The organism is Pseudomonas anguilliseptica (genome assembly GCF_900105355.1).
In the GTDB taxonomy this organism is placed as follows: Bacteria; Pseudomonadota; Gammaproteobacteria; order Pseudomonadales; family Pseudomonadaceae; genus Aquipseudomonas; species Aquipseudomonas anguilliseptica.
In genome coordinates this window covers 4,613,588-4,637,894 of the sequence record NZ_FNSC01000001.1, presented here as the reverse complement: position 1 = coordinate 4,637,894, position 24,307 = coordinate 4,613,588, and the positions used below count along the sequence as shown (strand labels likewise).

Genomic DNA, 24,307 nt, shown 5'->3' with positions numbered 1-24,307 from the left:
TTTATTTCACCGCCAATAGAGAACGGAAGCCGCCACGCAGAACGATGGCGATCAAAGCCGGCGCACCGAGCGCAGCCAGCAAAGTGCCGACAGGCAGCTCATAGGGTTGCACCAGCCAGCGTGCGAGGATGTCAGCGGCGAGCAGAAACAGCATGCCAAACAGGCTGGAGAACAGCAGCTGGCGTAGCAGCGCTACCGGTTCCAGCAGACGGGCGCAGTAGGCAGCGAGGAAACCGACAAAGCCGATTGGCCCGGCCAGGGCGATGGCGCAGGCGGTCAGCAGGGTGGCGGCGAGCAGCACGCCAACGCGCACCCAGGTAGTCGAGATACCCAGGGCGCGGGCCTGACTGTCGCCCATCTGCATCAGCGTCAGTTGCCGGCAGAGCAGGGCGGCGAGCACCAAGCCGAGCAGTGCCAGCGGGCTGACTGTGGTCACTGCAGACAGCTCGGAGGCCGACAATGAGCCGAGGTTCCAGTAGCGGAACTGCTCCAGCGCCACCCGAGTGGAGAGCAGCAGAAAGTTGGCGATGCCGCCAAATACCGCCGCCAGCGCCATACCGGCGAGGATTAGTTTGAGCGGGCTGGCCTGGCCGAGCATGACGCCGATGCCGAGCACCAGCAGGTTGCCCAGCAGCGCGCCGGCACCGGCCCAGAGCAGGTAGCCATGGGTCGACTCGACGCCAAAGTAGATCAGCCCGACCACCAGGCCGAGCACCGCGCCGGCATTGACGCCGAGCAGGCCAGGTTCGGCCAATGGGTTACGGGTGGCGCTTTGCAGCAGGGTGGCGGCCAACGCCAGGCTGGCGCCGACCAGCAGTGCAGCGAGAGTGCGTGGCAGGCGCAGGCTGTTAACCACCATGGCTAGTTTGTCATCGGCCAGGCTGCTGGGGTTGCCCAGTAGAAAACCGAGCACATCCGCAGCGCCGTATTGTCCTGCACCGGTGGCCAGGGATAGCGCCAGCAGGCCGAGCAGCAACAGGCTACCGGCGAACAGGACGTGGCGTTGCTGGATGCGGAGGGTACGGGTTGTTTGGCTCATGGTTCTACTGGACAGAATTCGGATAACCCCGGCGACAGGTGCCGCCGGGGTACGGGTGTTACAGGTCGTAGCTGAAGCCTACGTAGACGGTGCGGCCCATCAAAATGTGGTCGATGGACTGAGCGACGTCATCACGCTTGGTGTTGGTCAGGTTGTTCAGACCAGCTTTGAGAGTGAGTTCTTTGGTTGCCTGGAAGTTGCTGCCCAGACTGAGGGTGGAGTAAGCGCCCGATTCGAAGCTGGCCGATTTGGCTGGTACGACCAGCATCTGGCTGCCGGTGTACTGGTAGTCCAGATTCAGACCCGGTTTTGGTAATGCCTGCCAGTCGAAGCCGATATTGGCGATGTGCTGCGGACTGTAGTTGAGCGGCTTGCCGGTATCGCGATCTTCGGCGTCGGAGTAGGTGTAATTAGCACGTGCGGCCACGGTGTCGGTGAAGGCGTAGCGGCCTTGTAATTCGTAGCCTTGTACGCGCGCTTTGCTGACGTTGGTGTAGGTCATCACCTTAGGACGATACCCGGCGCGCCAGCTATCGCTGACGATCATGTCTTCAATCTCGTTGTTGAAGAACATGATGCCGGCTTGCAGGCGCTCATTCTGATACAGGGTGCCCAGCTCATAGCTGAGCGAGGTTTCCGGTTTCAGGTCCGGATTACCGACGATTTGGCACATGCCCCGGCAGGCCAGCACGCTGTAGCTTTCGTCGGATTGGGTGATGTCTGGCGCTTTGAACGCCTTGCCGGCGCCGCCCTTGAGTACCCAGTTATCAGTCAGGTTGTAGATGCCGTAGAGGCGCGGGCTGAATGCGCCGCCGAACACTTCATGGTCATCCCAGCGTGCGCCAAGGGTGATATCGAGTGCGCCGAGGGAGAATTCATCCTGCAGGTAGATGGCCTTCTGATCGACTTCGGTTTCCTTGCCGAGGTTCTGGTTATGCTCCAGGGTGGTACGGCGCAGCTCGCTACCGGCGGTCAGCAGGTGGCTACCGAGGGTGGTGGAAATCTGCCCGTCGACGGTGTGGTTGTTCTGCTCCACCTCACCGACGCGTTTGCGCAGCGCGGTCATGATCTCTGAATCGTCGGTCAGCTCGACCTTTTCGTAGTAGTAGCGCACACGGGAGTTGAAGCTGTCCCAATTACCGTTGTGGGCCAGGCCGAGTGTGGTGCGATCCATGTCTTGGATATTGGTGATCAATGCACCGTAGTTGTTCCAACGCGCTTTGCGTGCTTCTTCGCGGTGACTGATGTCCAGATCAATGCTTTGCTGTTCGTTGATCAGCCAGCTGAGAGAACCCAAGATATTGTTGCCTCGGCGTTTTTCCGCAGCATCGGTGCCTCTCAGGGTGAGTTGTTCGGACTGCCAGGCTTCCTGGTCGGTGGACTCGAGTATCAGGTTGCCGAGCAAGGTGTTTTCGATCAGTGCACCGCTGAGGTAGCCACTGGTCTTAAGGCTGTCACCTTCATCGCCCTTGCGGGGGCTCTCATAGCTGGCGGCTACGCCAGCTTTGGTGCTGCTGGTTGGCTGACGCAGGATCACGTTGACCACGCCGCCCAGGGCATCGGCGCCATACAGCGAAGACATCGGGCCACGGATCACTTCGATGCGCTCAACCGCTGCCATGGGGATCGAGGACAAATCGAAATCGTTGGCGTAATTGGAGGTCAGGGCGTCGCGCGAGTTAATACGGCGGCCGTTGACCAGCAGCAGGGTGTAGTCCGAATCCATGCCGCGCAGTTTGATCTCCTTGCGGCCATAGGCCGAGGAGGTATTGATATGTACGCCGGGCAGGCGTTTGACCGCGTCGGCCAGATCGTAAACCGGCATTTTGTCGAGTTCGGCGCGGGTCACGACTGACACGCTGGCCGGGGCGCTGAGCTGACTGTGCGCGGTCTGCGAGGCGGTGACGATGCTGTCTTCCAGGGTGACGCTGTTGTCGGCCAGCGCCGCGAAAGGCAGCAGGCCACCCAGTACGCCCACCGAGATGGCGCGACGGTGATTGATGTTTCTGACAAAAGACATGACAGGTTCCATTTGAGTAGGTGTTGACGCGTTTGCAGCTGATCACTGGTGATCGGCGGTTTCAGCCCGCCTGTGTTGTTATGCCTGCGGCGTGGCTGGCGGCGTCGCGTCGCCGGATACCGCGTTGGAGCAACCACATACCCACCCCCGTGAGTATTCCGACGACCACATAAAAGCCGCTTAATTGGTTGAAGCCTTGAAGCTGGTTGTCTGCGCCGGTGCTCAGGTAGAGCGCCGAAAACAGGCTGCCGAGCCCGGCTGCGACGTTGCTGACGGTGCCCTGAAACGCCATAAATGCGGCGCGCTGGTGCGGCGGCGGGATCGCGGCGGCAATGGTCATGCTGCTGTTGGTGCGCACCGCGCTGGCGGCCATAAACAGCACGAAGACCAGGTAAATCGACAGGCCAATCGGCGCGGCGAAACCCAACAGCGTGGTCAGTGCCAGACCGAAGCTGCTGAGCAGAATCACCGTCAGCGCCTGGCCTCGATCAATCCAGATACCGCCCAGGCGCATGGCCGCGAGGCTGGCCAGGCCGCCGCAGAGAAACAGCAGGCCGATCTGCTCGCGGGGGAAATTCAGGTTGAACTGGAAGTAGTTGGAAAAATGCGGCACCAGCAGAAAGTGGCCGAATATCTGTAGCGCGGTGATCGCCAGTGCACCTAAGCACAGCTGCGATTTCAGCAGTGGCAATACCGAGCCGCTGGGCCGCGAAGCGCTGGTCTGAACGTGTAGCAGCAGGTGACACAGCAACGCCAGCGCCAGGCCCAGGCCGCCGAAGACGATAAAGGGCGCTTGCCAACTCCAACGCAGCGCCAGCTCCAGAGCCAGGGGTACCACCACAATGGCTGCCAGAGAAAAGCCCATGCCGATATAGGCGAGTTTTCTCCCGCGTTCGGCCGGCGGGATGATGTCGAGCATGCTTGCCATCAGCAGCGCGCCCATGGGCCCGGCAACCAAACCGGAGAGTACAAACAGCAGAATCAGCTGCTCGGCGCTGCTGGTCAGGGCACAGGCCATCAGCAGGGCGAAACGCAGGGTCAGAAGGATTACCAGCGCCTGCTTGCGCGGCAGGCGATCCAGCCAGGGCGCCGCCAGAGCCATGCTCAGGGCAGAGGCGAGCGTGGCGCCGCCACTGATATAGCCGACATGGCTGGCCTGCATGCCGAGGTGACGAACCAGATCTGGACTCAGGGGCATCACCATCATCAGGCTGCCGATGGAAAGCAGGTTTATCAGCATCGCCAGATGCACGGCTGCTTTCGACTGTCCAACATCATCCATGTGCATAACCGCTCTAGGGAAACTCTGAATAAGACTTCCTGATTTTGGCAAAATGCCCGGACGCCACCCGCCGAGTTTTCCGATGAAGCAAATGACCTTCGCCGATGCCGAGTACGCCGGCAAACGCAAGCAGACCCGCAAAGAGTTGTTCCTGATCGAGATGGATCGGGTGGTGCCGTGGAAGGGTTTGATCGCACTGATCGAACCGTATTACCCCAAGGGTGAAGGCGGTCGGCCGGCCTATCCGCTGATGGCGATGCTACGTGTGCACCTGATGCAGAACTGGTTCGGCTACAGCGACCCGGCGATGGAAGAAGCGCTGTACGAGACCACTATCCTGCGGCAGTTCGCCGGGCTGAGTCTGGAACGTATCCCCGACGAAACCACCATCCTCAACTTCCGTCGTCTGCTGGAGAAACATGAGTTGGCTGCCGGCATCCTGGCCGTCATCAATGGCTATCTTGGCGACCGTGGCCTGTCGTTGCGCCAAGGCACCATCGTCGATGCCACGCTGATCAATGCGCCGAGTTCGACCAAGAACAAGGACGGCAAACGCGACCCAGAGATGCACCAGGCCAAGAAGGGCAACCAATACTACTTCGGCATGAAGGCGCACATTGGCGTGGATGACGAGTCGGGGCTGGTACACAGCGTGGTAGGCACGGCGGCCAACGTGGCGGATGTCACTCAGGTCGACAAGTTGCTGCACGGCGAGGAAAACGTGGTGCGCGCCGATGCGGGTTATACCGGCGTCGAAAAGCGCCCCGAACATGATGGGCGCGAGGTGATCTGGCAGGTTGCTGCCCGCCGCAGCACCTATAAGAAGCTGGGTAAGAGCAGCCCGCTGTACAAAGCCAAACGCAAGATCGAGAAGGCCAAGGCCCAGGTGCGCGCCAAGGTTGAGCACCCGTTCCGGGTGATCAAGCGTCAGTTCAGTTATGTAAAGACACGCTTCCGTGGCTTGGCCAAGAACACGGCGCAACTGATGACGCTGTTCGCGCTGTCGAACCTGTGGATGGCACGCCGACATTTACTGACCAATGCAGGAGAGGTGCGCCTGTAATGCGGGAAATGGCTGCCGCGAGCTACTCGCGGCGGCTAAAAACACAGAAATGAATGGGTAATCTGATCGTTTTTGATCGATTTGCCGCTTTCAAAATCGGCGGGGGCTGAAGTCAGCCAGAAATACATGGCTACTTCAGACCATCCCTAGATTGGGCGCGGGCTGCATCTTAAGTAATGAATCAGTATTTCGCAAACGCTAATCGTTAGCGTTATTATTGGTTCTTTTGACGGATGACGGCATTGCACGGCAAGGATATTTCTAGGAAGAACGCTGCTGCTGAGGCGCCGATTTTGCCTGCAACCGCTGCTCTAGCGACCTCAACGGATACCTCCGTGGAAGAAGAGATGTTGTCCGGGCTGGCCATGCTGTTCAGCGGTGATCTGACACGTTACCGCAATGTTTTTGTGGCGGCGGATGATCCGCGCGAGGCCATCAGTGGCGCGCAATTTCTCCAGCCGCAGACGCTGAGTACCTTGATGGCGCGCTTCCGTCCGCAATTCGCGACGGCCGACCAGCGCGGCTTGGCGTCGATCTGGGCCAATCAGTACTTTATGCGCCTGTTTCCGCCGGTAATCAGTGCGGCGCTGCTGCTGAACCAGCGCATGCCGCTGCGGATGGAGCAGTTGGCGATCATCGTTGATGACGAAGGCTTGCCGCTGGTGTTTAAGTTGCCTGGGCCTTGCGAGCAGTTGCCGCCGCCGCAAAATCCCTTTGAGCGTTTCGCCCATCTGCTTGATGACAATCTGCAGCCCTTTATCCAGGCGCTCTGCGCTCATACCGGAGTGTCGGCGAAGGTACTCTGGAGCAATGCTGGTAACTACTTCGAGGCCTGGCTTGGACAACTGCAAAAACGCAGCGAGCAAGCAGAGTTATTGCTCGATGGCCAGCGCCTACTGAGCGCCGCGCAACGCCCGGATGGTTCGCGCAACCCGCTGTATGCGCCAATCCGCTATATCGATATCGAGCACGCCGATGGCCAGATACGGCCCTGGCGGCAGCGCCGTTTGTGCTGCATCCGCTACGTGTTGCCAGGGGTGGAGTTGTGCCCCAATTGTCCACGGCTCAAGCAGCCTCAGTAACTCGTGCTATGCATCGCGCAGCAGGTTGTGGGTGTAGTGAGTCAGGTCGGTTTTTGGGTAGAGCGATGAGCTGCTGTGAGCATCTGTAAGGGCTTATGTGTGTCCGCGTTCGTGGCGTAAAGCCGCTTTCTGATCTGTGCCCAGGCTGCCTGAAATAGCCTGTGACAAGGCGTGGGAAAATCAGCACTCAACGGATGCCAGAAGAACTCAAAGACATGTCCGCCATCATCATCTGTGTTGAAGCGCCACTGGTGGGGTAGCGACTCTGCGACCTCACAAAGCTGAAACGACCAGATCTGTTGCTCGTACCCGGCATTCCAGCTGCCTAGATCCCTTACTGCCTGAGCATTGCAAATGCCCGATTCTTCAGCAAGCTCGCGCACGGCTGCATGGGCAGGCCGCTCAGCCCATTCAATGGTGCCCTTCACCAGTTGGTAACCCGCTAGCGGATGCTTGAACACCAACAGGTACTCCAAGCCGTCAATCATCCGCACAACCACAGGGCATGCTTTGGTCGCAAGCAGGTTGGGGCCACGAGCATCTTCCAAGCCAGCCTCCATCAGGGCGGTAGTAATGGAGGCTTTCGCTACCCGGAATGCCATGTGCCTGACCCTTGAGTTTGAAAATTGCGCCGTATGCCAACATTGTCTTAATTGGCATACGGTCAGCCCCGGCTACCGATGGGCTGTCACAACAGCGATGCTCGCTTGAGCAGGTCGTAGAGCCCTTCCGGTACCAGAGGTGATGCCGGGGTGAAGCTGGCGCTGGAGTGCCACGAGGCCCTGAACGGCGCGCCATCGCTTTCATGGCCGTCTAGCCAGGGTTGTTCATAGACCTCTGCGTCGTCAAACCGTGCATCGTAGACCTGGACAATCTCGTGCCCTGGCTTGCCTGCGTAGGTGAAGATGCTTTCCAGCGTGCCAATCAGGCGAATATCGCTGATCGAGCGGCCCAGTTCTTTCTGTACTTCGCGGACGATGGCGTCGTGGCTCCTTTCGCCGAATTCAATGCCGCCGCCAATGGGACGAAAAAGCGTCCGGTTCTCATCGGCATCGTTGAATTGGTTGACCAGTATTTTCCCCCGATGATGAAAAATGCACAGCGCGAGCGGGCGAATGAAGTGTTTTGCCACGAGTAATAATCCCTTTCTTCTGGTCGTCAATTGATCGAGCTGGGCCGGGTTGCAGGTGTTACGGGCAGCCGATCAAGGAAGGCGGCAATCTGTCGAACGCCTCGTAAATGCACTGTAGGCACCGTCGGCCCTATGGCCATGCGCACTGCGTCGATACCTTGGCGGTAGCCATGGTCGAACTGCCAAACGAATTTAAGAAAATCCAGAAATGCCCGGTCTAGTTTTTCTCTACAGCCTGCTGGAAGGTCAGGGCGGGGTCGGTTCAATGCGCTACGAACGATGACGCGCCTCAGACAGGTCAGGCGCGGCGTATCAAGCCAGATAATCAGATCGGCGCTGGGCAAGCGCAGGTCGAAGGTGCGTCGGGCGTAGTTGCCTTCACAGATCCAGGCATCAGTTGTGAGCGCCTCGCGGACCCTTTCACGGAACTGCGCCGCGTCTGGTTCGACCCAGCCAGGCTCCCAGAACAGTGTGTCCAGATGCACTACGGGCAAACTGAGGCATTTGCTCAAGGAGCGAGCCAGAGTGGACTTGCCGCTGCCAGCATTGCCCAAAATCACAATCCGTTGCACGAAGGACTTCCATCCGTGGAAAAGGGGCGGCGATTCTGCTGATTTTTACCAGCCTGTCAACCGCGCGGTTTTCGGCACATGAGGTCACCTGCGTTTAGCCCTGTTTACCAGTTCACGACCCTCTCACCCAGCGCCTTAAATATCGCGAAACAGGTCATGGGCGTTAAGCAGGTCGTAGGCAATCTGCGGACGCTTTTCCAAGCCGCGGCGGATGGCGGTAGGAATGGCCTGACGGGTTTTGCGGCACAGCCCCGGCAGTTCATCAATCTGGATGGCGATGCCGCGCATGCTGCGCACCTCATTAAAGCCGGGGGCGACGGTGACGCGCACACCGAGCTGCTCATAGATGCGTCGCTGCAGCTTTTCCAGGTCCGCCAGGCTATCAAGGTTTTCCAGCCTTTCTAGCAGACGTTTTTCCTCGCTGCGGGTGAGCAGCAGGATGCGCATATCGCTGCTGGGATTTTCCAGCAGTCGCTCGCGGCCGCAGTCGCAGGCGCCGGGAGGGCAGGGTTGGCGCAGCGGTGGTGTGCTGGTCATGGCCCGATCATAGCCAGCTGTGCGGGCGTTTGCCCATCTCAGGCATAGACAAATGATGCATTGGGTGGATAATCCGACCCATCAACTGTGCTGAAGACAAACTCGCACCATGCGTAAAACCCTGCGTACCGCTCTGATCTGGATGCTAATGCTCGCCCTCCCGGCGCAGAGCATGGCCGCCATCAGCATGCAGTTATGCGCGGTAACCCAGCAGAGCGGGGCGATGGCCCAGGTTGATCCGCAAATGGCGGCGCATCATCCGGGCGCGATGGTCATTGCTGAGCCTGCGAAGGCATCTGCCCATGGCGAACATCACGCCAGCGACACTTCCAGCAAGTCCGTGTCTACCGCCGATAACAGCCTATGCAGCCTCTGTGCCTTTTGTGTTGGTGCGGTGGCCCTGAGCACGGTGGTTGTCAGCAATTCCCCACTGCAAGCGGTCGAGCTGTCCTTGGCGCGACTGGATCAGTTTGTCGGCTTTATCGCCGAAACCCCCGAAAGACCCCCACGCCTGTTTCTCGCTTAAGCCAAACCGTGCGTGACGCACCTGGCGCTGTTGTTGCCCAGGCCCGCTTAACGCGTATTTAGCTATAGTCGGTGTGTACCTGCGCAGTGCAGGCAACGCCGCTGCACGCGAGACTCTTCGATGATGCGTTTTTTCTTTGCCCGCCGGCAGGCGTTTATCTGCTTGGCATGGTTGCTGCCGGCCGGCAGCTGGGCCGAGTCGCCCGACCCGCTGGACGCCCAGGCCGCTACGCCGGCTCTGCACTATCAATCGCCGCTTAAGGCCTATCAGGGTTTTACTGAGCAGCCGCCGTACGACTGGCGCGAGGCCAATGATTTGGTCGGCCGGATCGGCGGCTGGCGCACCTATGCTCAGGAACCGTATGCCCAGGAGACCGATACCCAGGTAACCCCGGCGCAGCAGCCCGCTGAGCCGCTGAGCAAGCCAATGGAGGCGCACCATGGCCATCACTAAAACGAGTGGCATGACGAACCGCGTCGGGCTTGGCGTGTTGGTTGTGCTACTGAGCGGCTGCGCCAGCTTTAGCCAGGATGGCGGTTTTACTCAGGTCGAGCAGGCCAGCCAGGCGCAGTTGGACAAACAGGTGACCTGGGTGAAAACCCCGGAGCAGCGTAGTCAGGTGGCCGAGCGGGTCGCCGAGTTGCTGGCCGAGCCGCTGACGGTGGATGCCGCCGTGCAGGTTGCCTTGCTGAATAACCGCGACTTGCAGGCAAGCTTCGATGCGCTGGGTATCAGCGAAGCCGAGCGTGTGCAGGCCGGGCGTATCCCCAACCCTGGCTTTTCCTTCGGTCGTATGGAGAAGGGCAGCGAGGTGGAGTACGAGCGTGGCCTGCATATCAACCTGGCGCGGCTGATCGCCATGCCGCTGACCTCGGGTATTGAGGCTAAGCGCTTCGAGCAAGTGCAGCGGCAGACCAGCCTGGCGTTATTCGAGTTGGCCAGCCAGACACGCAAGGCTTGGTACCGTGCGGTGACGGCGCAGGAAAGCCTGGTTTATATGCAGCAGGTTATGCAGGCGGCTGAGGTGTCGGCTGAGCTGGCCCGGCGGTTGGCCGCAGTGGGCAACTACAGCACCTTGCAGCGTGCCCAGGAGCAGAGCTTCTATGCCGATGCCGGGCTCAACCTGATCCGTGCGCAACAAGCCCGCGTGCAGAGTCGTGAGCAACTGACGCGTCTACTTGGGCTGTGGGGTGAGCAGATCGACTTCAGCCTGCCCGAGCGTCTGCCTGAGTTGCCAGCTAAGCCTGAGCAGTTGCCGGATGTCGAACGCATGGCTATGGCGCAGCGCCTTGATATCCAAGTCATGCGTCTGGACGCCGAACGCCTGGCGAAGAACCTCGGGTTGAGCAAGACCACGCGCTTTATCAATGTGCTGGAGCTGGGCGTGGCGAATAACCGCTCCAATGAAGAGCCGACCCAGCGCGGTTATGAGATCAGCGTGGAGTTGCCGTTGTTCGACTGGAGCGGGGCCAAGGTGGCTAAAGCCGAGGCGCAATACCGGCAGATGCTTAACCGTGCGGCCGCCACGGCAATCAACGCGCGCTCCCAGGTACGCGAGGCCTACCTGGGTTACCAGGCCAGCCATGATATCGCCCGGCATTACCGTGATGAGGTGCTACCGCTGCGGGCGCGGATCGCCGAGGAAAATGTTCTGCAATACAACGGCATGTTTATCAGCACCTTTGAGCTGCTAGCCGATGCCCGCAAGCAAATTCTCGCGGTCGACGGTTACCTGCAGGCGCAACGCGACTTCTGGATCGCCAAGGCGGATCTGGATATGGCCCTGTTGGGCGCGCCCAGCCTGTCACCGAGCACTCCGGCTATGGCCGCCACTGACGAGCCCGCCGGGCACTGATTAAGGACTATTCCCCATGGTTTCACGACGTGATTTCTTTCTCGGTGCCAGCGCGATTACTGCAGCTGTCGCCACCTCGGCGGTCAGCCGGGTCTCCCTGGCCGGCGTGCCAGAGGCGGTGACCCAGGGCAGCGCCGATACCCAGCCGCCGCTGCAACCGCACAACGGCCGGCCCTATAACCCCGTGGTGACGCTCAATGGCTGGACCCTGCCGTGGCGGATGAACAACGGCGTAAAAGAGTTCCACCTGGTGGCCGAACCAGTGGTGCGCGAACTGGCGCCAGGCTACAAGGCCCATTTGTGGGGCTATAACGGCCAGTCGCCGGGGCCGACCATCGAAGTGGTAGAGGGCGATCGGGTGCGCATCTTCGTCACCAATAAACTGCCCGAACATACCAGCATCCATTGGCACGGCCAGCGTTTGCCCAATGGCATGGATGGCGTTGCCGGGCTGAACCAGCCGGCGATTCCGGTAGGCAAGACCTTTGTCTACGAATTTGTCGCGCGCCGTCCCGGCACCTTTATGTACCACCCGCATGCTGACGAGATGACCCAGATGGCTATGGGCATGATGGGCTTTTGGGTCACCCACCCTAAGGCGCATCACCCGCTGATCAGCGAAGTGGATCGAGATTTCTGTTTCTTGCTTAACGCCTATGACATCGATCCTGGGGCGGCCACGCCGAAAATAATGACCATGCTCGACTTTAACTTGTGGACCTTCAACAGCCGCATCTTCCCTGGCATCGACCCGTTAGTGGTGCGGCATAACGACAAGGTGCGCCTGCGCGTCGGCAACCTGACCATGACCAACCACCCGATCCATCTGCATGGCCATGAGTTCGAAGTGACCGGCACCGATGGCGGGCCGACGCCGCTGGGCTCGCGCTGGCCGGAGGTGACCACGGATATTGCGGTGGGGCAGATGCGTCAGGTCGAATTCCTTGCTGACGAGGAGGGCGACTGGGCTTTCCACTGTCACAAGAGCCACCACACCATGAACGCCATGGGCCATGACGTGCCGACTCTGATTGGCGTCGATCACCGCGAGATGACGCGCAAGGTCGCCAAGCTGATCCCTGACTATATGGTCATGGGTGAACGCGGCATGGCCGATATGGCGGAAATGCAGATGCCCCTGCCGGACAACACCGCGCCGATGATGACCGGCGACGGCCCCTTCGGCTCCGTGGAAATGGGCGGCATGTTTACCGTGCTCAAGGTGCGTAAGGATCAAGCGCCCGGCGATTACCGCGACCCGGGCTGGTTCAAACACCCGGCCGGCACTGTGGCCTATGAGTGGAAAGGGGAGCTGGCCAAACCGGCGCGTTCGAGCGAGGCCGGCGGGCAGTCGATGCCGCTTAAGCAACCGCCTGGCGAGTCGGTCGAAGTGCAAGTGCGTAAACCTAGCGGCCATGCTGGCCATTGAGGAGGTAGACCCATGCAACAGACAGCTTATTTGCCGTTGGCATTCGCCCTGGCGGGCATGCTGCTTAGCGGCTCAGCGCTGGGCCATAGCGAACAACACGCTGCGCAGCACAGCGCTGCCGTAGTCAAAGAGCAGAAACCCTGGGGTATTGCCGGTGACCTTGAGCAGGTCAGCCGCACTATCGAAATAGGCATGAGCGACCAGATGCGTTTTAGCCCCGATCAGTTGGAGATCAAACAGGGCGAGACCATCCGCTTTGTGCACCGTAACCAGGGCAAGTTGCTGCATGAGTTCGTTCTGGGTACTCAGGCGGATCTGGATGCGCACGCGGCGATGATGGCCAAATTTCCCGGTATGCAGCATGACGAGCCCTATATGGCCCATATCGGGCCGGGGCAGCGTGGCGAGATCATCTGGACTTTCAACCGCGCCGGCGACTTCGACTTCGCCTGCCTGATCGCCGGCCATTACCAGGCTGGCATGGTTGGCCGCATTCGTGTGTTGGCCAACTAACCCCTTACTAAAGCAAGAGGATCGACCATGAAAAATTTACTGAGTGTTATCGCCTTGGCCTACGCGCTGGCCAGCTCCGCATTTGCCAGCCAGCCAGCACAGCGCCGCGCCGGCCACCAGCAGCGCTACGGCCACAAGTCAGGGCGAGGTGCGCAAGATCGATGCAGCCAACCAGAAAATCACCCTGCGCCACGGGCCCTTGGCCAATCTCGGCATGCCGCCGATGACCATGGTGTTTCAGGTGCAGGACGCTGCTCAACTGGAGGGGCTTAAGGTGGGTGACAAAGTGAGTTTTGTTGCGCAGCAACAGGGCAGCCAGTTTGTCGCGAGCGAGTTGCAGGCTGTACAGCCTTGAGGTGTTGGGGCCGCTAGGCGGCCCCGATTGCCTGATCAGGCAGCAGCGAAGCGCTCGTCGAGATAAGCGATGATCGCCTTGGACTCGTACAGCCAGGTGCTCTGGCCGTTTTCTTCGATGCGCAGGCACGGCACCTTGATCTTGCCGCCTTGCTGTTCCAGCTCGCTACGCGCCTGGGCGTCGTTCTTCGCGTCGCGCAGGGCCACTGGCACATTCAGCTTGTGCAGGGTGCGGCGGGTTTTTACGCAGAACGGGCAGGCGTGGAACTGGTACAGCGCGAGGTTGCTGGCGCTTTGCTCGACCGCAGCTTGAGCTTCAGGAGTGCGTTTGAGCTTGGCCGGACGGCTTATCCAGTCGAGGAAGATGATCAACTGGCCGAGGCCGATGCGCAGTGCCTTGATAATCATGCGGGGACAAACCTTGGGTCGATAAACAGGGTCGCGCAGCTTACCCGAGTTTTCTCACCTTGGCCTGGCCCCGGGCCGAACGGCATAATCCGTGCCTGATTGCTGAACCCTGCCGAGCCTGCGATGAAACCTGAAGATCTGCTGTTGCTGGTAACCCGTGAGATGCCTTTCGGCAAACACAAAGGCCGTTTGCTCGCCGATCTGCCGGGTAATTACCTCAACTGGTTTGCCCGTGAAGGTTTCCCCCAGGGGGAAATCGGTCGGCTGCTGGCGCTGATGCAGGAGATCGACCATAACGGCCTGTCGGGTTTGCTCGACCCGCTACGAACCAAACCGCGGGTGCTGTTCAAGGGGCAGTAGGCTTTTCACAGGATAATAAAAAACTGGCTTGTGGCCGGTGTTTTTTGCTTAGTAAGCAACTGATTTATTTATATTTATTTTTTAAATAAATATCTGTCCCCCCACTTGTCCCCCCCATGTCAGTGCTGCGTGACATTATCCGCTCCTGGGTGCATGGACAGATGTGTTGGGTACCTGATAGATTATCAAAAGGTAATACCTTTAGATAACGAGGGTTCGGCTATGGCCACTTCTATCAAGATTGATGACGAGCTGAAAAACCGCATTCAGCATCTGGCTGGACTGCGTCAACGTTCGTCCCACTGGATTATGCGCGAAGCGATAGCGCAGTATGTCGAGCGCGAAGAGGCCCGCGAGGGCTTTAAACAGGAAGCCTTGGCGTCGTGGGCAGCGTATCAGGAAACGGGGCGGCATCTGACCGGCCAAGAGACTCGGACCTGGCTAAATACCTGGGGCACCGATGCTGAGGCGGAGCTTCCCAAGTGCCACGATTGATTATCACTGAAGGCGCTGCGCACGGGCTGGAGCGTTGCCGTCAGTTTCTTGTCGAGAAAGGTCCGCAGGTAGCTCGGCGTGCTGCCCAGGCGATTGAGCGACAACTCGCTCGACTGGAAGAAGGTCCGGAAGTAGGTCGCCCATTCCCAGAACTGCCGGAACTGCGTGAGCTGATAATCGAGTTCGGTGATTCGGGTTATGTTGCGCTCTATCGGCATGAGCGGGCGGATGACGCTGTTTATGTACTGGCCTTTCAGCATCAGAAAGAAGTCGGTTACTGAGTATTTTTCCTTGCGACCACGGCGTCATAGTCCAAAGTATGGCTGGATAGGACTGATAATCATGCGCTATGACTAGCTTCGACTGGTAATGTCGCTTGTGCATTTAGAGGTCGGTTTCTCAGCTAACTCTCCCAAGAAGCGATGCGGAAAATCTCTCGATAGGCTTGGCAATCTTGCTCCCCATTGCCCTGTCTCGCCGAGATAGTCGGAAGTGAGTAAAGCTGCATCTATTGATATAGCTATTAACTATCTGTTCTACCTTCATAATAGCAATCATCATCGCTATCCCTCAGCATGGACTACCAGCAGAGGAAAAGGAGAACGGTTAAAAATCCACATCACGTACTAGTGAGCTGTCTGTAAAATTCGTTAATCCAATGCCGGGCCAGTATACTGCGCGCTCTATCGTCATGAATTGAGCTCCCATATGGCCCGGCCAGCAGCCCCATTCTTCTTGAGTCCCAGTGATGCCGACATGCTGCAAGGCTGGTTACGCATGGGATCGCTGCCTCAGAGCATCGGCCAGCGGGCCAGAATTCTGTTGCTGCTGGCCAACGGTCTCACGCCCAAGGAGATCAGCGAGCAGCTGCAAGTCTCTGCGCCAGTGGTCTTCAAATGGCGTAAACGCTACCAGGAGACCGGTCTGGAGGGGCTGAGTGACCTGCGGCGCAGTGGAGCGCCTCGCAAGCTCAACGAAGCGAAGATCAAGGAAATCCTGACGCTGACGACCCAGCGAGTCCCGCGCGAAGCTACCCACTGGAGCCTACGGTTGATGGCCAAGTACGCTGGGGTCAGCATCTGGCAGGTCGCACAGGTGTGGGCTGCTGCCGACCTCAAGCCGCACCGGTTGAAAACCTTCAAGATCAGTAACGACCCGCACTTTGCAGACAAAGTGGTCGATGTCGTCGGGCTCTATTTGAATCCGCCCGACAACGCCCTGGTGCTATCTGTTGACGAAAAAACACAGATCCAGGCGCTGGACCGCACACAGCCCATGCTGCCGCTCAAGCCCGGGCAGATTGAGCGGCGGACGCATGACTATAAGCGCCACGGTACGGCCAGTCTGTACGCAGCCTTTGACATCCTGACGGGTAAGGTCATCGGCCGTATCACCCAGCGGCACAGGGCCAAGGAGTTTTTGGAGTTCCTTCGACAGATCGACCGCAGCACTCCCGCCGAGCTGGACCTGCATGTAATTCTGGACAACAGCTCGACTCACAAGACCGCTGCCGTCAGGGAATGGCTGGAGAAGCATCCCCGTTTCAAGCTGCACTTCACACCGACCAGCGCCTCGTGGCTGAACGCCGTGGAGGGCTGGTTTGCGCAACTGGAAAGACGGGCGCTTTATCGTGATGCCTTCAGCAGCGTGGCTGACCTGAGAGCGGCGATACGTCGCTTCATTGAGGCTCATAACGAACATTCGGCTAAGCCGTTCCGCTGGAGCAAAACGGCTGAGTCGATTATCAGCTCCGTGCATCGAGCAAAGCTGGCTGTAATTCGGAATGAGTTATTGGATTAACCAGACAGGCCACTAGGTGTGAGTCAATCAACCAGGTACCCACCATGAGCAATCGTAAGACCTACACCCACCTCTCCCAATCCGACATTGCCCTTCAAATTGAGTCACTCGTCCAGGCTATCGAGAAGTCCGACGCACCAGCATTCCGAATCACGCAAAGTCGCTCAGGCTACGAGCGTATAGAAGCGACCAAGCTCTCCCGCTACTTCACCCACATCAAGCAAATGGTCGACCTGTTCGATGAACGGGTGGGCTATTTTAGGTTTTCGCGTTTCGATGGCTTTGCACGCCTTTGGCACTAACCAGGGCCTACCCGGAACCCCGCACCGGGCTTGGCTTTCCCAGCCTATCCCGCATCGTCCCGGCTCATCCCACCGGTTTCCTTCCCAGTGCCAAACACCTCACTAACTCACAACAGTCCTAAAAACTCTCCAAGTCCGTCATTTTTATGCTGTTCCCCATCGGCCAGGGTTTACTTGTTTGCTGTGTGGGAGCAGGGCGGTGGGCGTAAGCATTGGGCTGTGCTAGCCAATCGCCGTCTGCAGGTTGGCCTTGGCCTGTTGTTCGTATTGATTCCGGAAGTGGCTTGTGTTGTAGAGGTGGTCGCGTGTGAGGAAATGCTTGAGCACTGCCTTGCGTTTGATGCGGTACAGCAGACCAGGTACCCAGCTGTATTCGGCGCGTACCTGGCGGTCGTATTCGCTGAAGCGCGCAGGCGCGGCACCGAGGATGGCCAGGTCGATATCGACGAGAAGTTGCTGGTCGGCATCGCTGGGTATGGCGTTATGGAGGGTGGTCATGATCAGGTTATGCACCCGCGCTTGAACCTGCGTTGTGGCTCCGCTGGCCGCTAATTCCTGCATGGCCCAGTCGGCGCTGCGCAGTTCATTGTCTGCTCCGCGCAGTATGTAGATTGCATCGTGAAACCACAGCGCGATTTCAACTTCACCGGGCTCGCTCGCAAAGGCGAGCGCTGCGTCGAAATGTTCGAGGCATTCCACGAGGTGTTGTTGCGTGTGGTAGTGGCGATGCGGCTCGTTATAAGCAGCCAGCAGCCGCTCGAACAAACCGGCCGGGGCCGGTAGGTTCAGGTTGCGCCATGCACGTTGCCAGGACTGGATGAGGTAGCCATGTGTTGTGGGCGTCTTGAATGGTTTCATTGGCCATCTCTCAAATTTGTGTGGCGCGGTTGTTCAGTAGGTCAACTAGCCCTCGCGCCAATTACCTTTATCAAGAAGGCAAACTACGACCTCAGTGCGGGCAAGGTGTGCAGCCCGATGTCTGTGCAAGTATCCGTGCTCGTAAGGATCTCTGGCATGGACTGCTTGCCCCACCTGTGGCTAAAAGAAACTGCTGCATGTAACCGTTAGTGGATTTATAGCTGTTCATTCGCGTTCACAGCCTAAAGCGTTGACCAGAGATGCTCGTTCATCTTCGCGCTAGCCAGGTTAACGGGGCAGGGGCTGGATCTTTTTCACAGCTGCAAGCCAGTCCGCATCGAGTCGCGGTTGATCGGTCTTCATGCCCAGCTCTTCCATGCGCTCCTTGTGCCGATTGATTTCCGCCACCGCTTCACTGAGTGCGCTGGAGTTGCCATCCAGTTGGTGCATCTGGGTCAGGCCCAGATGGTAGAAACGCAGTAGCTGCATGGCAGCTGGGTCGCAGGCAGCGACACCGGCTTTGACGTGGTGCATCAGATTGGTCACGCGCATCAGGCTGCGTTTCAGGCGCCAGCCGTACACGGCGGCGGCCATAAAGGGCTGTGGCCATAGCAGCACGCGCACCAGGGCTACAGTCAGCACTAGTGCGGCGATAACTCCGCCGAGGTTCCAGCGGAAGTTGTCGCCGCCTGGGGTGCCGAACAGCAGCACGGCGCTGCTCGATAGCAGCATGGCCAGGGTGACAAAGATCGCCGCGATAGTCAGGGTGCTGCGGCGGGTTTGCTGGCGGTAGATTTCAGGAGTGTGGTGCTGGATTTCGAACATCGGGGCCACGGAAATTCTCACTTGGGCAGGTGGTAGCGGCGTTACGTACGGGTGGGTAGGGCAGGCCGGGGTTGTCGAAGCATGCACCCAATGCTGCAAATTATGCGCGATTGCTCGGTAACAGGTATCTTCGTCCATGTGGGCATTCACCGGCCGTATTATGCGGGCAGTGATTCGGTGCATTCGGCGTCCGCCTTTGCACCGAGCAGAGCGACTCAGGCAGCTTACTTTAAAGAAATGCAGATACCGCCCGAGCTACTTGAGGCGATCCACAGCACCGAGCCACAGCGCATGCGCGTGCTGACGCCGGCTGAGTTGGCGCGTTACCGCCTGAAGTGAGGCGGCGTGGCGCCGGCTGGTGCGGTGCCTTTCGAAGAGACTCACAACCTGTTTGCTGGCTTCCTCGCGGGGCATGTCATAGCGCTGCTGCATCAGGTTGTCAGTTTGCGCCAGTTTTTCTGGATGGTTTCGGCAACGGGGCTGCTTATGCGTGGCGCTCCTGAGATTGCTGGTCTGGGCCAGTTGCGCGGTCAGAACGGAATTGTACTCAGGTCCGTCTGTCAAAACGTGCCGGGCTAGTGGGCGTGCATTCAGCGCGACTTGACCTGGGCTGCCGCGACCTCGAACAGGATGAAGCCCTGGGGCTCAACTGCACCTGTATGCCGATATTTTACTGGCGCTGACTGCCGATTAGCTGGCGAACTGCACCGGGCAGCGCTCTGCGCCTTCCAGCTTGTGGATTTCATCGATCACCTGTGGCCGTGCGTGGTGCAGCACCAGATGCCGCTGCTGGCTGCGCAGACGGCGCGCTTCCTGGTGCAGCATGGTGACGCCGGCGTAGTCGATAAAGTTGATATGCCGCGCATCGATCATCACCCAGGGGGCGCAACTGTGTTGCAGGCGTTGCTGCAGGTAGTGGCAAGCGCCGAAGAAGATCGAACCTTCGATACACAGCCATTCCTGCTCACCGTCCTGCCACTGACGCACGCACGGTTGGGAGGTGCGTTTGAGGTAGACGATCAGGGAGGCCAGCACGCCGGCGTAGATGGCGCTTTGCAGCTCCATCACCAGGGTTGCCAGCACGGTTAGCAGCATCACCAGAAACTCGCTGCGGCTCACGCGCCTCAGGGCCTTGACGGCGTTGAGGTCGAACAGCCCCCAGCAGATCAGCAGAATGCTCGCCGCCATGGCGGGAATTGGTACATAGGCAAACAGGCTGCTGCCATACAGGGCGAACAACGCCACCAGCAGGACAGAGAACACCCCGGCCATGGGCGAGCAGGCGCCGGCTTGCTGGTTGAGCGCCGAGCGGGTGAAGGAGCCGGCCGACAGCGAACCGCTGAACCAGGGGCCGACGATATTCGACAGGCCCTGGGCGCGGACTTCCTGATTGGCATCGAACCGCTGCTGGGATTTATCCGCCAGGGCGCTGGCAATCGACAGGCTGGTGACCAGGCCGAGCAAACCGCAGGCCGCGGCGGCGGGCAACAGTTGCAGGATATGGGTGAGGTTGAACTCCAGTAGGGCGAAGGGCGGCAGGCTGCCTTCGAAGCTGCTGACTAATGCGATTCCACCCAGCTGCTCCGGCCAGGCCATAACCAGCAGGCTGGCTGCGACGATACCGATAAGCAACGCCGGGGCGCGCGGCCATAAACGCTTGCTTATCAGGCTGATGCTTAAGGTGAACACTGCCACGGCCAGGGTGCGCCAGTCACTCTCGGCCAGGTGCTCGCCGAGGCTGAGCAGGCTTGTCAGTGCGGTGGCCTGGCTGGTGACGGTGAGACCGAGCAGGTTAGGTAACTGACCGATGCCGATCACCAGTGCGGCGCCCAGGGTGAAGCCGAGCACCACCGAATGTGAGACGAAATTCACCAGCGCGCCGAAGCGCAGCAGGCCGAGCAGCCATTGGCACACACCGGCCAGCAGGGTCAGCAGCAGAATCAGGGCAATAAAGTGGTCGCTGCCCGTTGTCGCCATCGGACTGACACTGCTGAACAGCACGATGGAAATCGCGGCGGTGGGGGCGCAGATCAGAAAACTGGAGGACCCCCACAGGCAGGCAATCAGCACCGGCACGATGGCCGCGTACAAGCCATATTGCGGCGGCAGCCCGGCGATCAGGGCGTAGGCGATAGATTGCGGCAGCGCCAGGATGGCACCGTTGAGTCCCACCAACAGGTCTTTACCGAGGCTGTGTTTGCTGCAATGCGGCAGCCAGCGCAGAAAGGGCAACAGGGTCTGAAGGCGGAGCAAGGGCATGCGTGTGCTTCTTGTGCGGGCGATGGACAAGGCCGCTGCACAGCAGCGGCCCGCCTACTTTAGGGCATCAAGTCGGCCGGTTCAAAGCTTGGCGTTAACAGCGGCCAGAGCATCACCGCCAGTGCGGCTGGTGACGCCCTCAAGCCGGCCGGCAACCACCGCGGGATTGACCTTGAGCCAGGCCTTGATCGCCTCATCGTTGCTGGCCTGTTTGCTCAGCACCTGATCCATGATGGCGTTCTCCATCTCCTGGGTGAACTTCAGGTTGTTCAGCAGCTTGCCGACATTCGGGCACTGCGCGGCATAGCCTTTGCGAGCCAGGGTGTTAACGCTGCCGCTGGCACCGAAGTACTTCTCGCCACCCTTGAGGTAGCGCATGTCGTATTGCACGTTCATCGGGTGCGGGGTCCAGCCGAGGAACACCACAAATTGCTCGCGTTTCACTGCGCGGCCAACCTGCACCAACATGGCCTGTTCACTGGATTCGACCAGGCTCCAGTCCTTGAGGCCGAATTCGTCGGCGGCGATCATCTTCTGGATGGATTCGTTGGCCGGTGCGCCGGAACCGATGCCGTAGATCTTGCGGCTGAACTTGTCGGCATGCTGGTTGAGGTCGGCAAAGGTCTTCACCCCCGCCTCATAGGCGTAAGTGGGAACGGCCAGGGTGTACTCGGTGCCGCTGAGGTTTTCCACCACCTGCTCGACTTCACCGGTGGTCACGAACTTGTCGTAGTTGCTCTGCTGCGCGGGCATCCAGTTGCCGAGGAGCACATCCACCTGACCTTTCTGCAGCCCGGCGAAAATGATCGGTACGGCCAGGGTCTGCGGCTGAGCCTTGTAGCCCAGGCCGTCGAGCAGGAAGCTGGCGATGCCATTGGTTACGGCAATATCACTCCAACCCGGATCGCCGAGTTTCACTGTGGCGCAACTGGCGTCTTCGGCGAAGGCGTGGCTGCCGGCGGCCAGTAACAGGCCGCCGATAAGTGCTGTGCTGAATCTGTGCATGGCATGCCCCTCTCTTTAGTTATTAGTTTTTCAACGCGGCAGTGGCTTGCAATCAGGGTTGCGGAAAGCGGGCGCGACGTTCGAGGTCGTCGAGATCAATGTGGTTGCGCATGTACTGTTGGCTGGCGTCGACCATTGGCTGGTGGTCCCAGCTGGTCAGGCGGCCCTGGGTCAGGGCGTTGGCGACAAAACGTCGACGGCGTTGACTGGCCAGAGTGGCCTGATGAATGGCTGGCATGTCCCAGCGCGCCTGGGTCCGGTTGATAAAGTCGGCCAGCAGGCTTTGGTGCTCGGCGGACTCAGCCAGGTTTTCGCGCTCTTGCGGGTCGTGGCGCAGGTTGAACAGCAGCAGGGGATCAATTTCGGAGTAGATAAACTTCCACTCGCCGCGGCGAATCATCATTAGCGGGCTGATGGTGCCTTCGGCCATGTATTCGCCAATCACTTCATCATGCCCCTGGTGACCTTCGAGGTTCGCCAGTAGCGAGCGGCCATCCAGCGGCAGGTCGGCTTGCAGCGTGCCGCCGGCCAGTTCTACCAGGGTCGGCAGCAGGTCCATGGTCGAGACGTTCTGGCTTACCCGGCGCGCAGCAAACTGCGTGGGCGCATGCACCAGCAGCGGCACGCGGGCGGCCATTTCAAACCAGTGCATTTTGTACCAGAGGCCGCGCTCACCCAGCATGTCGCCGTGGTCGCCGGAGAACACGATGATGGTGCTGTCGCTCAGGTTGCAGTCCTTGAGGGTTTTCAGCAGCTTGCCGATGTTGCTGTCGATGTAGCTGCAGGCACCGAAGTAGGCGCGGCGTGCGTCCTTGATCTTCTGCTCGGGCAGCGGCTTGTCCCACAGATCGATGACTTTCATCAGGCGTTGCGAGTGCGGATCTTGCTCGGCCTGCTCGATGTGCTGGCGCGGCAGCGGGATGTCCTCGTCGCGGTAGAGCTCCCAGAACTCGGCTGGGATGGTGTAGGGGTCATGCGGGTGAGTCATCGACACGGTCAGGCAGAAGGGCTGCTCGCCGTCGCCACGCACGTGGTCATACAGATACTGCTGGGCCTTGAACACCACCTCTTCATCGAAGTCCAGCTGGTTGGTGCGCACGCACGGCCCGGCCTGTAGCACCGACGACATGTTGTGGTACCAGCTGGCGCGCACGTCCGGCTCATCCCAGTTCACCGCCCAGCCGTAGTCGGCGGGGTAGATGTCGCTGGTCAGGCGCTCTTCATAACCATGCAGCTGGTCCGGGCCGCAGAAATGCATCTTGCCCGACAGCGCGGTGCGATAGCCCAGGCGGCGCAGGTAATGGGCGTAGGCCGGTACATCGGCGGGGAAGTCGGCAGCGTTGTCGTAAGCGCCGATCTTCGAGGGCAGCTGGCCGCTGACCAGGGTAAAGCGCGACGGCGCGCACAGCGGGCTGTTGCAGTAGGCGGCATCGAACACCACGGCGTCGGCGGCCAGGCGCATCAGGTTGGGCATCTGGATTGGTGAGGCGGCATCGTGCAGCGGCAGAATCGGCGCGGCCATGATAAAGAGGATATCCGGGCGTTTCATGGCAGCCGGTATTCCATATAAAAGATTTATGCGACAGTGCTGGCTCGATCATCCGGCTTAGCAAAAGCTGGGTAAACCTGCTGCCAGCAGATGCATTGGATAACCTGAGCTTATGTTTGAACGCATCGATGGGGTGTCGCTGGATGTGCTGCGGGTATTCGAGTCCGCTGCCCGCCAGCTGAGCTTTACCGCCGCCGCCAGCGAGCTGGGCACCAGCCAGCCGGCGATCAGCCAGCAGATCAAACGGCTGGAGCAGCAGCTGGCCACGCGCCTGTTCGACCGGGTGTGTCGGGGCATTGCCCTCACCGATGCCGGCGAGCTGTTGCTGAATTACGTGCAGGACGGCCTGCAGAGTCTGGATGCCGGGCTGCTGGCGGTCATCGCGCAACAGCAGCATGAGGTGTTGCAGGTGGCCACTGACTTTGCTTTTGCCGCCTACTGGTTGATGCCGCGCTTGCAGCGCTTCCACCAGTTGCACCCGGAGGTGGATGTCAGCCTGATTACCAGCGAGCGTGATCAGGGCACGTTGCCGGCGGAGATCGATGTGGCGATCAACTTCGGCGATGGGCGCTTCAAGCATGCCGAGGCGCAGCTGATGTTTCGCGAAGAGGTGTTCCCGGTGTGCAGCCCGCAGCTGCTCAAGGGCCGTGAATTACCGCTGCCGGCTACTGCGCTGGCCAGTCTGCCGCTGTTGCACCTGCGCCCGGAAAACCGCTCGCGCTGGTTCGACTGGGCCGAGCTGTTTCGCGCTTTCGGCCTGCAGCAAACACCCAGCCCCGGCAGCCTGCGTTTCGATAACTACACGCTGCTGATCCAGGCGGCCATCGCCGGGCAGGGTGTGGCCATCGGCTGGCGCCATCTGGTCGATGAACTGCTGACGCAGAACCTGCTGTGCCGTCTGGGCGATGAAGTCGCGCATTCAACGATGGGCTATTACCTGGTGCTGCCTGAGCGCAAGCGCCTGACGCAGGTTTTTGTCGATTGGCTGCAGGTTGAACTGGCCAAGGGGTCAGGGAGGTAACTGAGCCCCTCCCGGACCCTT

The 24,307-nt window shown here is 59.7% G+C and carries 28 protein-coding genes; 15 read left to right on the top strand and 13 right to left on the bottom strand.

Annotation, left to right across the window (positions count from 1 at the left end):
- Position 1: 1 nt before the first annotated feature.
- The 3 genes from BLW24_RS22635 to BLW24_RS22625 all read right to left on the bottom strand — a co-directional run bounded on the left by BLW24_RS22635 (position 2) and on the right by BLW24_RS22625 (position 4,341).
- The gene (locus BLW24_RS22635) at positions 2 to 1,039 is read right to left on the bottom strand and encodes a FecCD family ABC transporter permease (protein ID WP_090387108.1); all 1,038 of its coding nucleotides are present in this window, start codon (positions 1,037 to 1,039) and stop codon (positions 2 to 4) included.
- 58 nt (positions 1,040 to 1,097) lie between these two features.
- Positions 1,098 to 3,059 (bottom strand): TonB-dependent receptor domain-containing protein, encoded by a 1,962-nt coding sequence (locus BLW24_RS22630; RefSeq protein WP_090387106.1) that lies wholly within the window; start codon positions 3,057 to 3,059, stop codon positions 1,098 to 1,100.
- A 61-nt stretch (positions 3,060 to 3,120) separates the two neighbouring features.
- Positions 3,121 to 4,341, bottom strand: a complete 1,221-nt coding sequence (locus BLW24_RS22625) for an MFS transporter (protein WP_090387104.1) — start codon at positions 4,339 to 4,341, stop codon at positions 3,121 to 3,123.
- 82 nt (positions 4,342 to 4,423) lie between these two features.
- Between BLW24_RS22625 and BLW24_RS22620 the strand changes: the two genes are divergently transcribed.
- Together BLW24_RS22620 and fhuF are read left to right on the top strand one after the other, a co-directional pair.
- Complete coding sequence (locus BLW24_RS22620) at positions 4,424 to 5,404, top strand: IS5 family transposase (protein ID WP_090379286.1); 981 nt, start codon at positions 4,424 to 4,426, stop codon at positions 5,402 to 5,404.
- A gap of 335 nt (positions 5,405 to 5,739) precedes the next feature.
- Positions 5,740 to 6,486 carry a siderophore-iron reductase FhuF gene (gene fhuF, locus BLW24_RS22615; protein WP_244161239.1) on the top strand — a complete coding sequence of 249 codons (747 nt, stop codon included), beginning with the start codon at positions 5,740 to 5,742 and terminating at the stop codon, positions 6,484 to 6,486.
- 41 nt (positions 6,487 to 6,527) lie between these two features.
- Here fhuF and BLW24_RS22610 read toward each other — a convergent pair whose 3' ends face one another.
- From BLW24_RS22610 to BLW24_RS22595, 4 genes are all read right to left on the bottom strand, one after another.
- Positions 6,528 to 7,034, bottom strand: a complete 507-nt coding sequence (locus BLW24_RS22610; RefSeq protein ID WP_244161238.1) for an NUDIX hydrolase — start codon at positions 7,032 to 7,034, stop codon at positions 6,528 to 6,530.
- A 140-nt stretch (positions 7,035 to 7,174) separates the two neighbouring features.
- Entirely contained in the window at positions 7,175 to 7,618 is a 444-nt protein-coding gene (locus BLW24_RS22605; RefSeq protein WP_090387100.1) for an NUDIX hydrolase, read from the bottom strand.
- Between the two features lie 26 nt (positions 7,619 to 7,644).
- On the bottom strand, positions 7,645 to 8,190 hold the full coding sequence (locus tag BLW24_RS22600; protein ID WP_090387097.1) for a P-loop NTPase family protein: 546 nt from the start codon (positions 8,188 to 8,190) through the stop codon (positions 7,645 to 7,647).
- A 135-nt stretch (positions 8,191 to 8,325) separates the two neighbouring features.
- The gene (locus BLW24_RS22595; protein ID WP_090387095.1) at positions 8,326 to 8,727 is read right to left on the bottom strand and encodes a hypothetical protein; all 402 of its coding nucleotides are present in this window, start codon (positions 8,725 to 8,727) and stop codon (positions 8,326 to 8,328) included.
- Positions 8,728 to 8,836: 109 nt separating this feature from the next.
- Between BLW24_RS22595 and BLW24_RS22590 the strand changes: the two genes are divergently transcribed.
- The 6 genes from BLW24_RS22590 to BLW24_RS22565 all read left to right on the top strand — a co-directional run bounded on the left by BLW24_RS22590 (position 8,837) and on the right by BLW24_RS22565 (position 13,405).
- Positions 8,837 to 9,253, top strand: coding sequence for a hypothetical protein (locus BLW24_RS22590; protein WP_090387093.1), 417 nt, complete (start codon positions 8,837 to 8,839; stop codon positions 9,251 to 9,253).
- Positions 9,254 to 9,373: 120 nt separating this feature from the next.
- A complete protein-coding gene (locus BLW24_RS22585) occupies positions 9,374 to 9,706 on the top strand; it encodes a hypothetical protein (protein WP_090387091.1) in 333 nt (110 codons plus the stop codon).
- On the top strand, positions 9,693 to 11,108 hold the full coding sequence (locus tag BLW24_RS22580) for a TolC family protein (protein WP_244161237.1): 1,416 nt from the start codon (positions 9,693 to 9,695) through the stop codon (positions 11,106 to 11,108). Before BLW24_RS22585 ends, BLW24_RS22580 begins: the two co-directional genes overlap by 14 nt.
- 16 nt (positions 11,109 to 11,124) lie before the next feature.
- Complete coding sequence (locus BLW24_RS22575; protein WP_090387090.1) at positions 11,125 to 12,537, top strand: multicopper oxidase family protein; 1,413 nt, start codon at positions 11,125 to 11,127, stop codon at positions 12,535 to 12,537.
- Between the two features lie 12 nt (positions 12,538 to 12,549).
- Complete coding sequence (locus BLW24_RS22570) at positions 12,550 to 13,050, top strand: cupredoxin domain-containing protein (RefSeq protein WP_090387088.1); 501 nt, start codon at positions 12,550 to 12,552, stop codon at positions 13,048 to 13,050.
- 82 nt (positions 13,051 to 13,132) lie between these two features.
- Entirely contained in the window at positions 13,133 to 13,405 is a 273-nt protein-coding gene (locus BLW24_RS22565) for a copper-binding protein (protein ID WP_090387086.1), read from the top strand.
- Between the two features lie 35 nt (positions 13,406 to 13,440).
- Here BLW24_RS22565 and BLW24_RS22560 read toward each other — a convergent pair whose 3' ends face one another.
- Entirely contained in the window at positions 13,441 to 13,812 is a 372-nt protein-coding gene (locus tag BLW24_RS22560) for a glutaredoxin family protein (protein ID WP_090387084.1), read from the bottom strand.
- 123 nt (positions 13,813 to 13,935) lie between these two features.
- Here BLW24_RS22560 and BLW24_RS22555 point away from each other — a divergent pair, with 123 nt between their 5' ends.
- The 5 genes from BLW24_RS22555 (at position 13,936) to BLW24_RS22535 (ending at position 16,769) form a co-directional block, all read left to right on the top strand.
- Positions 13,936 to 14,172 (top strand): DUF3820 family protein, encoded by a 237-nt coding sequence (locus BLW24_RS22555; protein ID WP_090387083.1) that lies wholly within the window; start codon positions 13,936 to 13,938, stop codon positions 14,170 to 14,172.
- A gap of 222 nt (positions 14,173 to 14,394) precedes the next feature.
- Complete coding sequence (locus BLW24_RS22550) at positions 14,395 to 14,667, top strand: CopG family ribbon-helix-helix protein (protein ID WP_010487122.1); 273 nt, start codon at positions 14,395 to 14,397, stop codon at positions 14,665 to 14,667.
- Positions 14,655 to 14,948, top strand: a complete 294-nt coding sequence (locus BLW24_RS22545; protein ID WP_090387081.1) for a type II toxin-antitoxin system RelE/ParE family toxin — start codon at positions 14,655 to 14,657, stop codon at positions 14,946 to 14,948. The genes BLW24_RS22550 and BLW24_RS22545 overlap by 13 nt, the downstream gene beginning before the upstream one ends.
- A 427-nt stretch (positions 14,949 to 15,375) precedes the next feature.
- A complete protein-coding gene (locus BLW24_RS22540) occupies positions 15,376 to 16,467 on the top strand; it encodes an IS630 family transposase (RefSeq protein WP_090375546.1) in 1,092 nt (363 codons plus the stop codon).
- 44 nt (positions 16,468 to 16,511) lie between these two features.
- Complete coding sequence (locus tag BLW24_RS22535; protein WP_338062091.1) at positions 16,512 to 16,769, top strand: hypothetical protein; 258 nt, start codon at positions 16,512 to 16,514, stop codon at positions 16,767 to 16,769.
- Between the two features lie 222 nt (positions 16,770 to 16,991).
- Here BLW24_RS22535 and BLW24_RS22530 read toward each other — a convergent pair whose 3' ends face one another.
- Together BLW24_RS22530 and BLW24_RS22525 are read right to left on the bottom strand one after the other, a co-directional pair.
- Complete coding sequence (locus BLW24_RS22530; protein WP_090387078.1) at positions 16,992 to 17,627, bottom strand: HD domain-containing protein; 636 nt, start codon at positions 17,625 to 17,627, stop codon at positions 16,992 to 16,994.
- A 288-nt stretch (positions 17,628 to 17,915) separates the two neighbouring features.
- Complete coding sequence (locus BLW24_RS22525; RefSeq protein WP_090387076.1) at positions 17,916 to 18,452, bottom strand: DUF3087 domain-containing protein; 537 nt, start codon at positions 18,450 to 18,452, stop codon at positions 17,916 to 17,918.
- 90 nt (positions 18,453 to 18,542) lie between these two features.
- On the opposite strand from BLW24_RS22525, the gene BLW24_RS22520 reads away from it, so the two are divergent.
- Positions 18,543 to 18,791: a hypothetical protein gene (locus BLW24_RS22520; RefSeq protein ID WP_090387074.1), complete on the top strand. Its 249-nt coding sequence runs from the start codon at positions 18,543 to 18,545 to the stop codon at positions 18,789 to 18,791.
- Positions 18,792 to 19,142: 351 nt separating this feature from the next.
- On the opposite strand, the gene BLW24_RS22510 is transcribed toward BLW24_RS22520, so the two are convergent.
- From BLW24_RS22510 to betC, 3 genes are all read right to left on the bottom strand, one after another.
- A complete protein-coding gene (locus BLW24_RS22510; RefSeq protein ID WP_090387070.1) occupies positions 19,143 to 20,711 on the bottom strand; it encodes a SulP family inorganic anion transporter in 1,569 nt (522 codons plus the stop codon).
- 81 nt (positions 20,712 to 20,792) lie between these two features.
- A complete protein-coding gene (gene choX, locus BLW24_RS22505) occupies positions 20,793 to 21,716 on the bottom strand; it encodes a choline ABC transporter substrate-binding protein (protein ID WP_090387067.1) in 924 nt (307 codons plus the stop codon).
- A 52-nt stretch (positions 21,717 to 21,768) separates the two neighbouring features.
- On the bottom strand, positions 21,769 to 23,265 hold the full coding sequence (gene betC / locus BLW24_RS22500) for a choline-sulfatase (protein ID WP_090387065.1): 1,497 nt from the start codon (positions 23,263 to 23,265) through the stop codon (positions 21,769 to 21,771).
- 112 nt (positions 23,266 to 23,377) lie between these two features.
- Between betC and BLW24_RS22495 the strand changes: the two genes are divergently transcribed.
- Positions 23,378 to 24,286 carry a choline sulfate utilization transcriptional regulator gene (locus tag BLW24_RS22495; protein ID WP_090387063.1) on the top strand — a complete coding sequence of 303 codons (909 nt, stop codon included), beginning with the start codon at positions 23,378 to 23,380 and terminating at the stop codon, positions 24,284 to 24,286.
- The last annotated feature ends 21 nt before the right edge of the window (positions 24,287 to 24,307 follow it).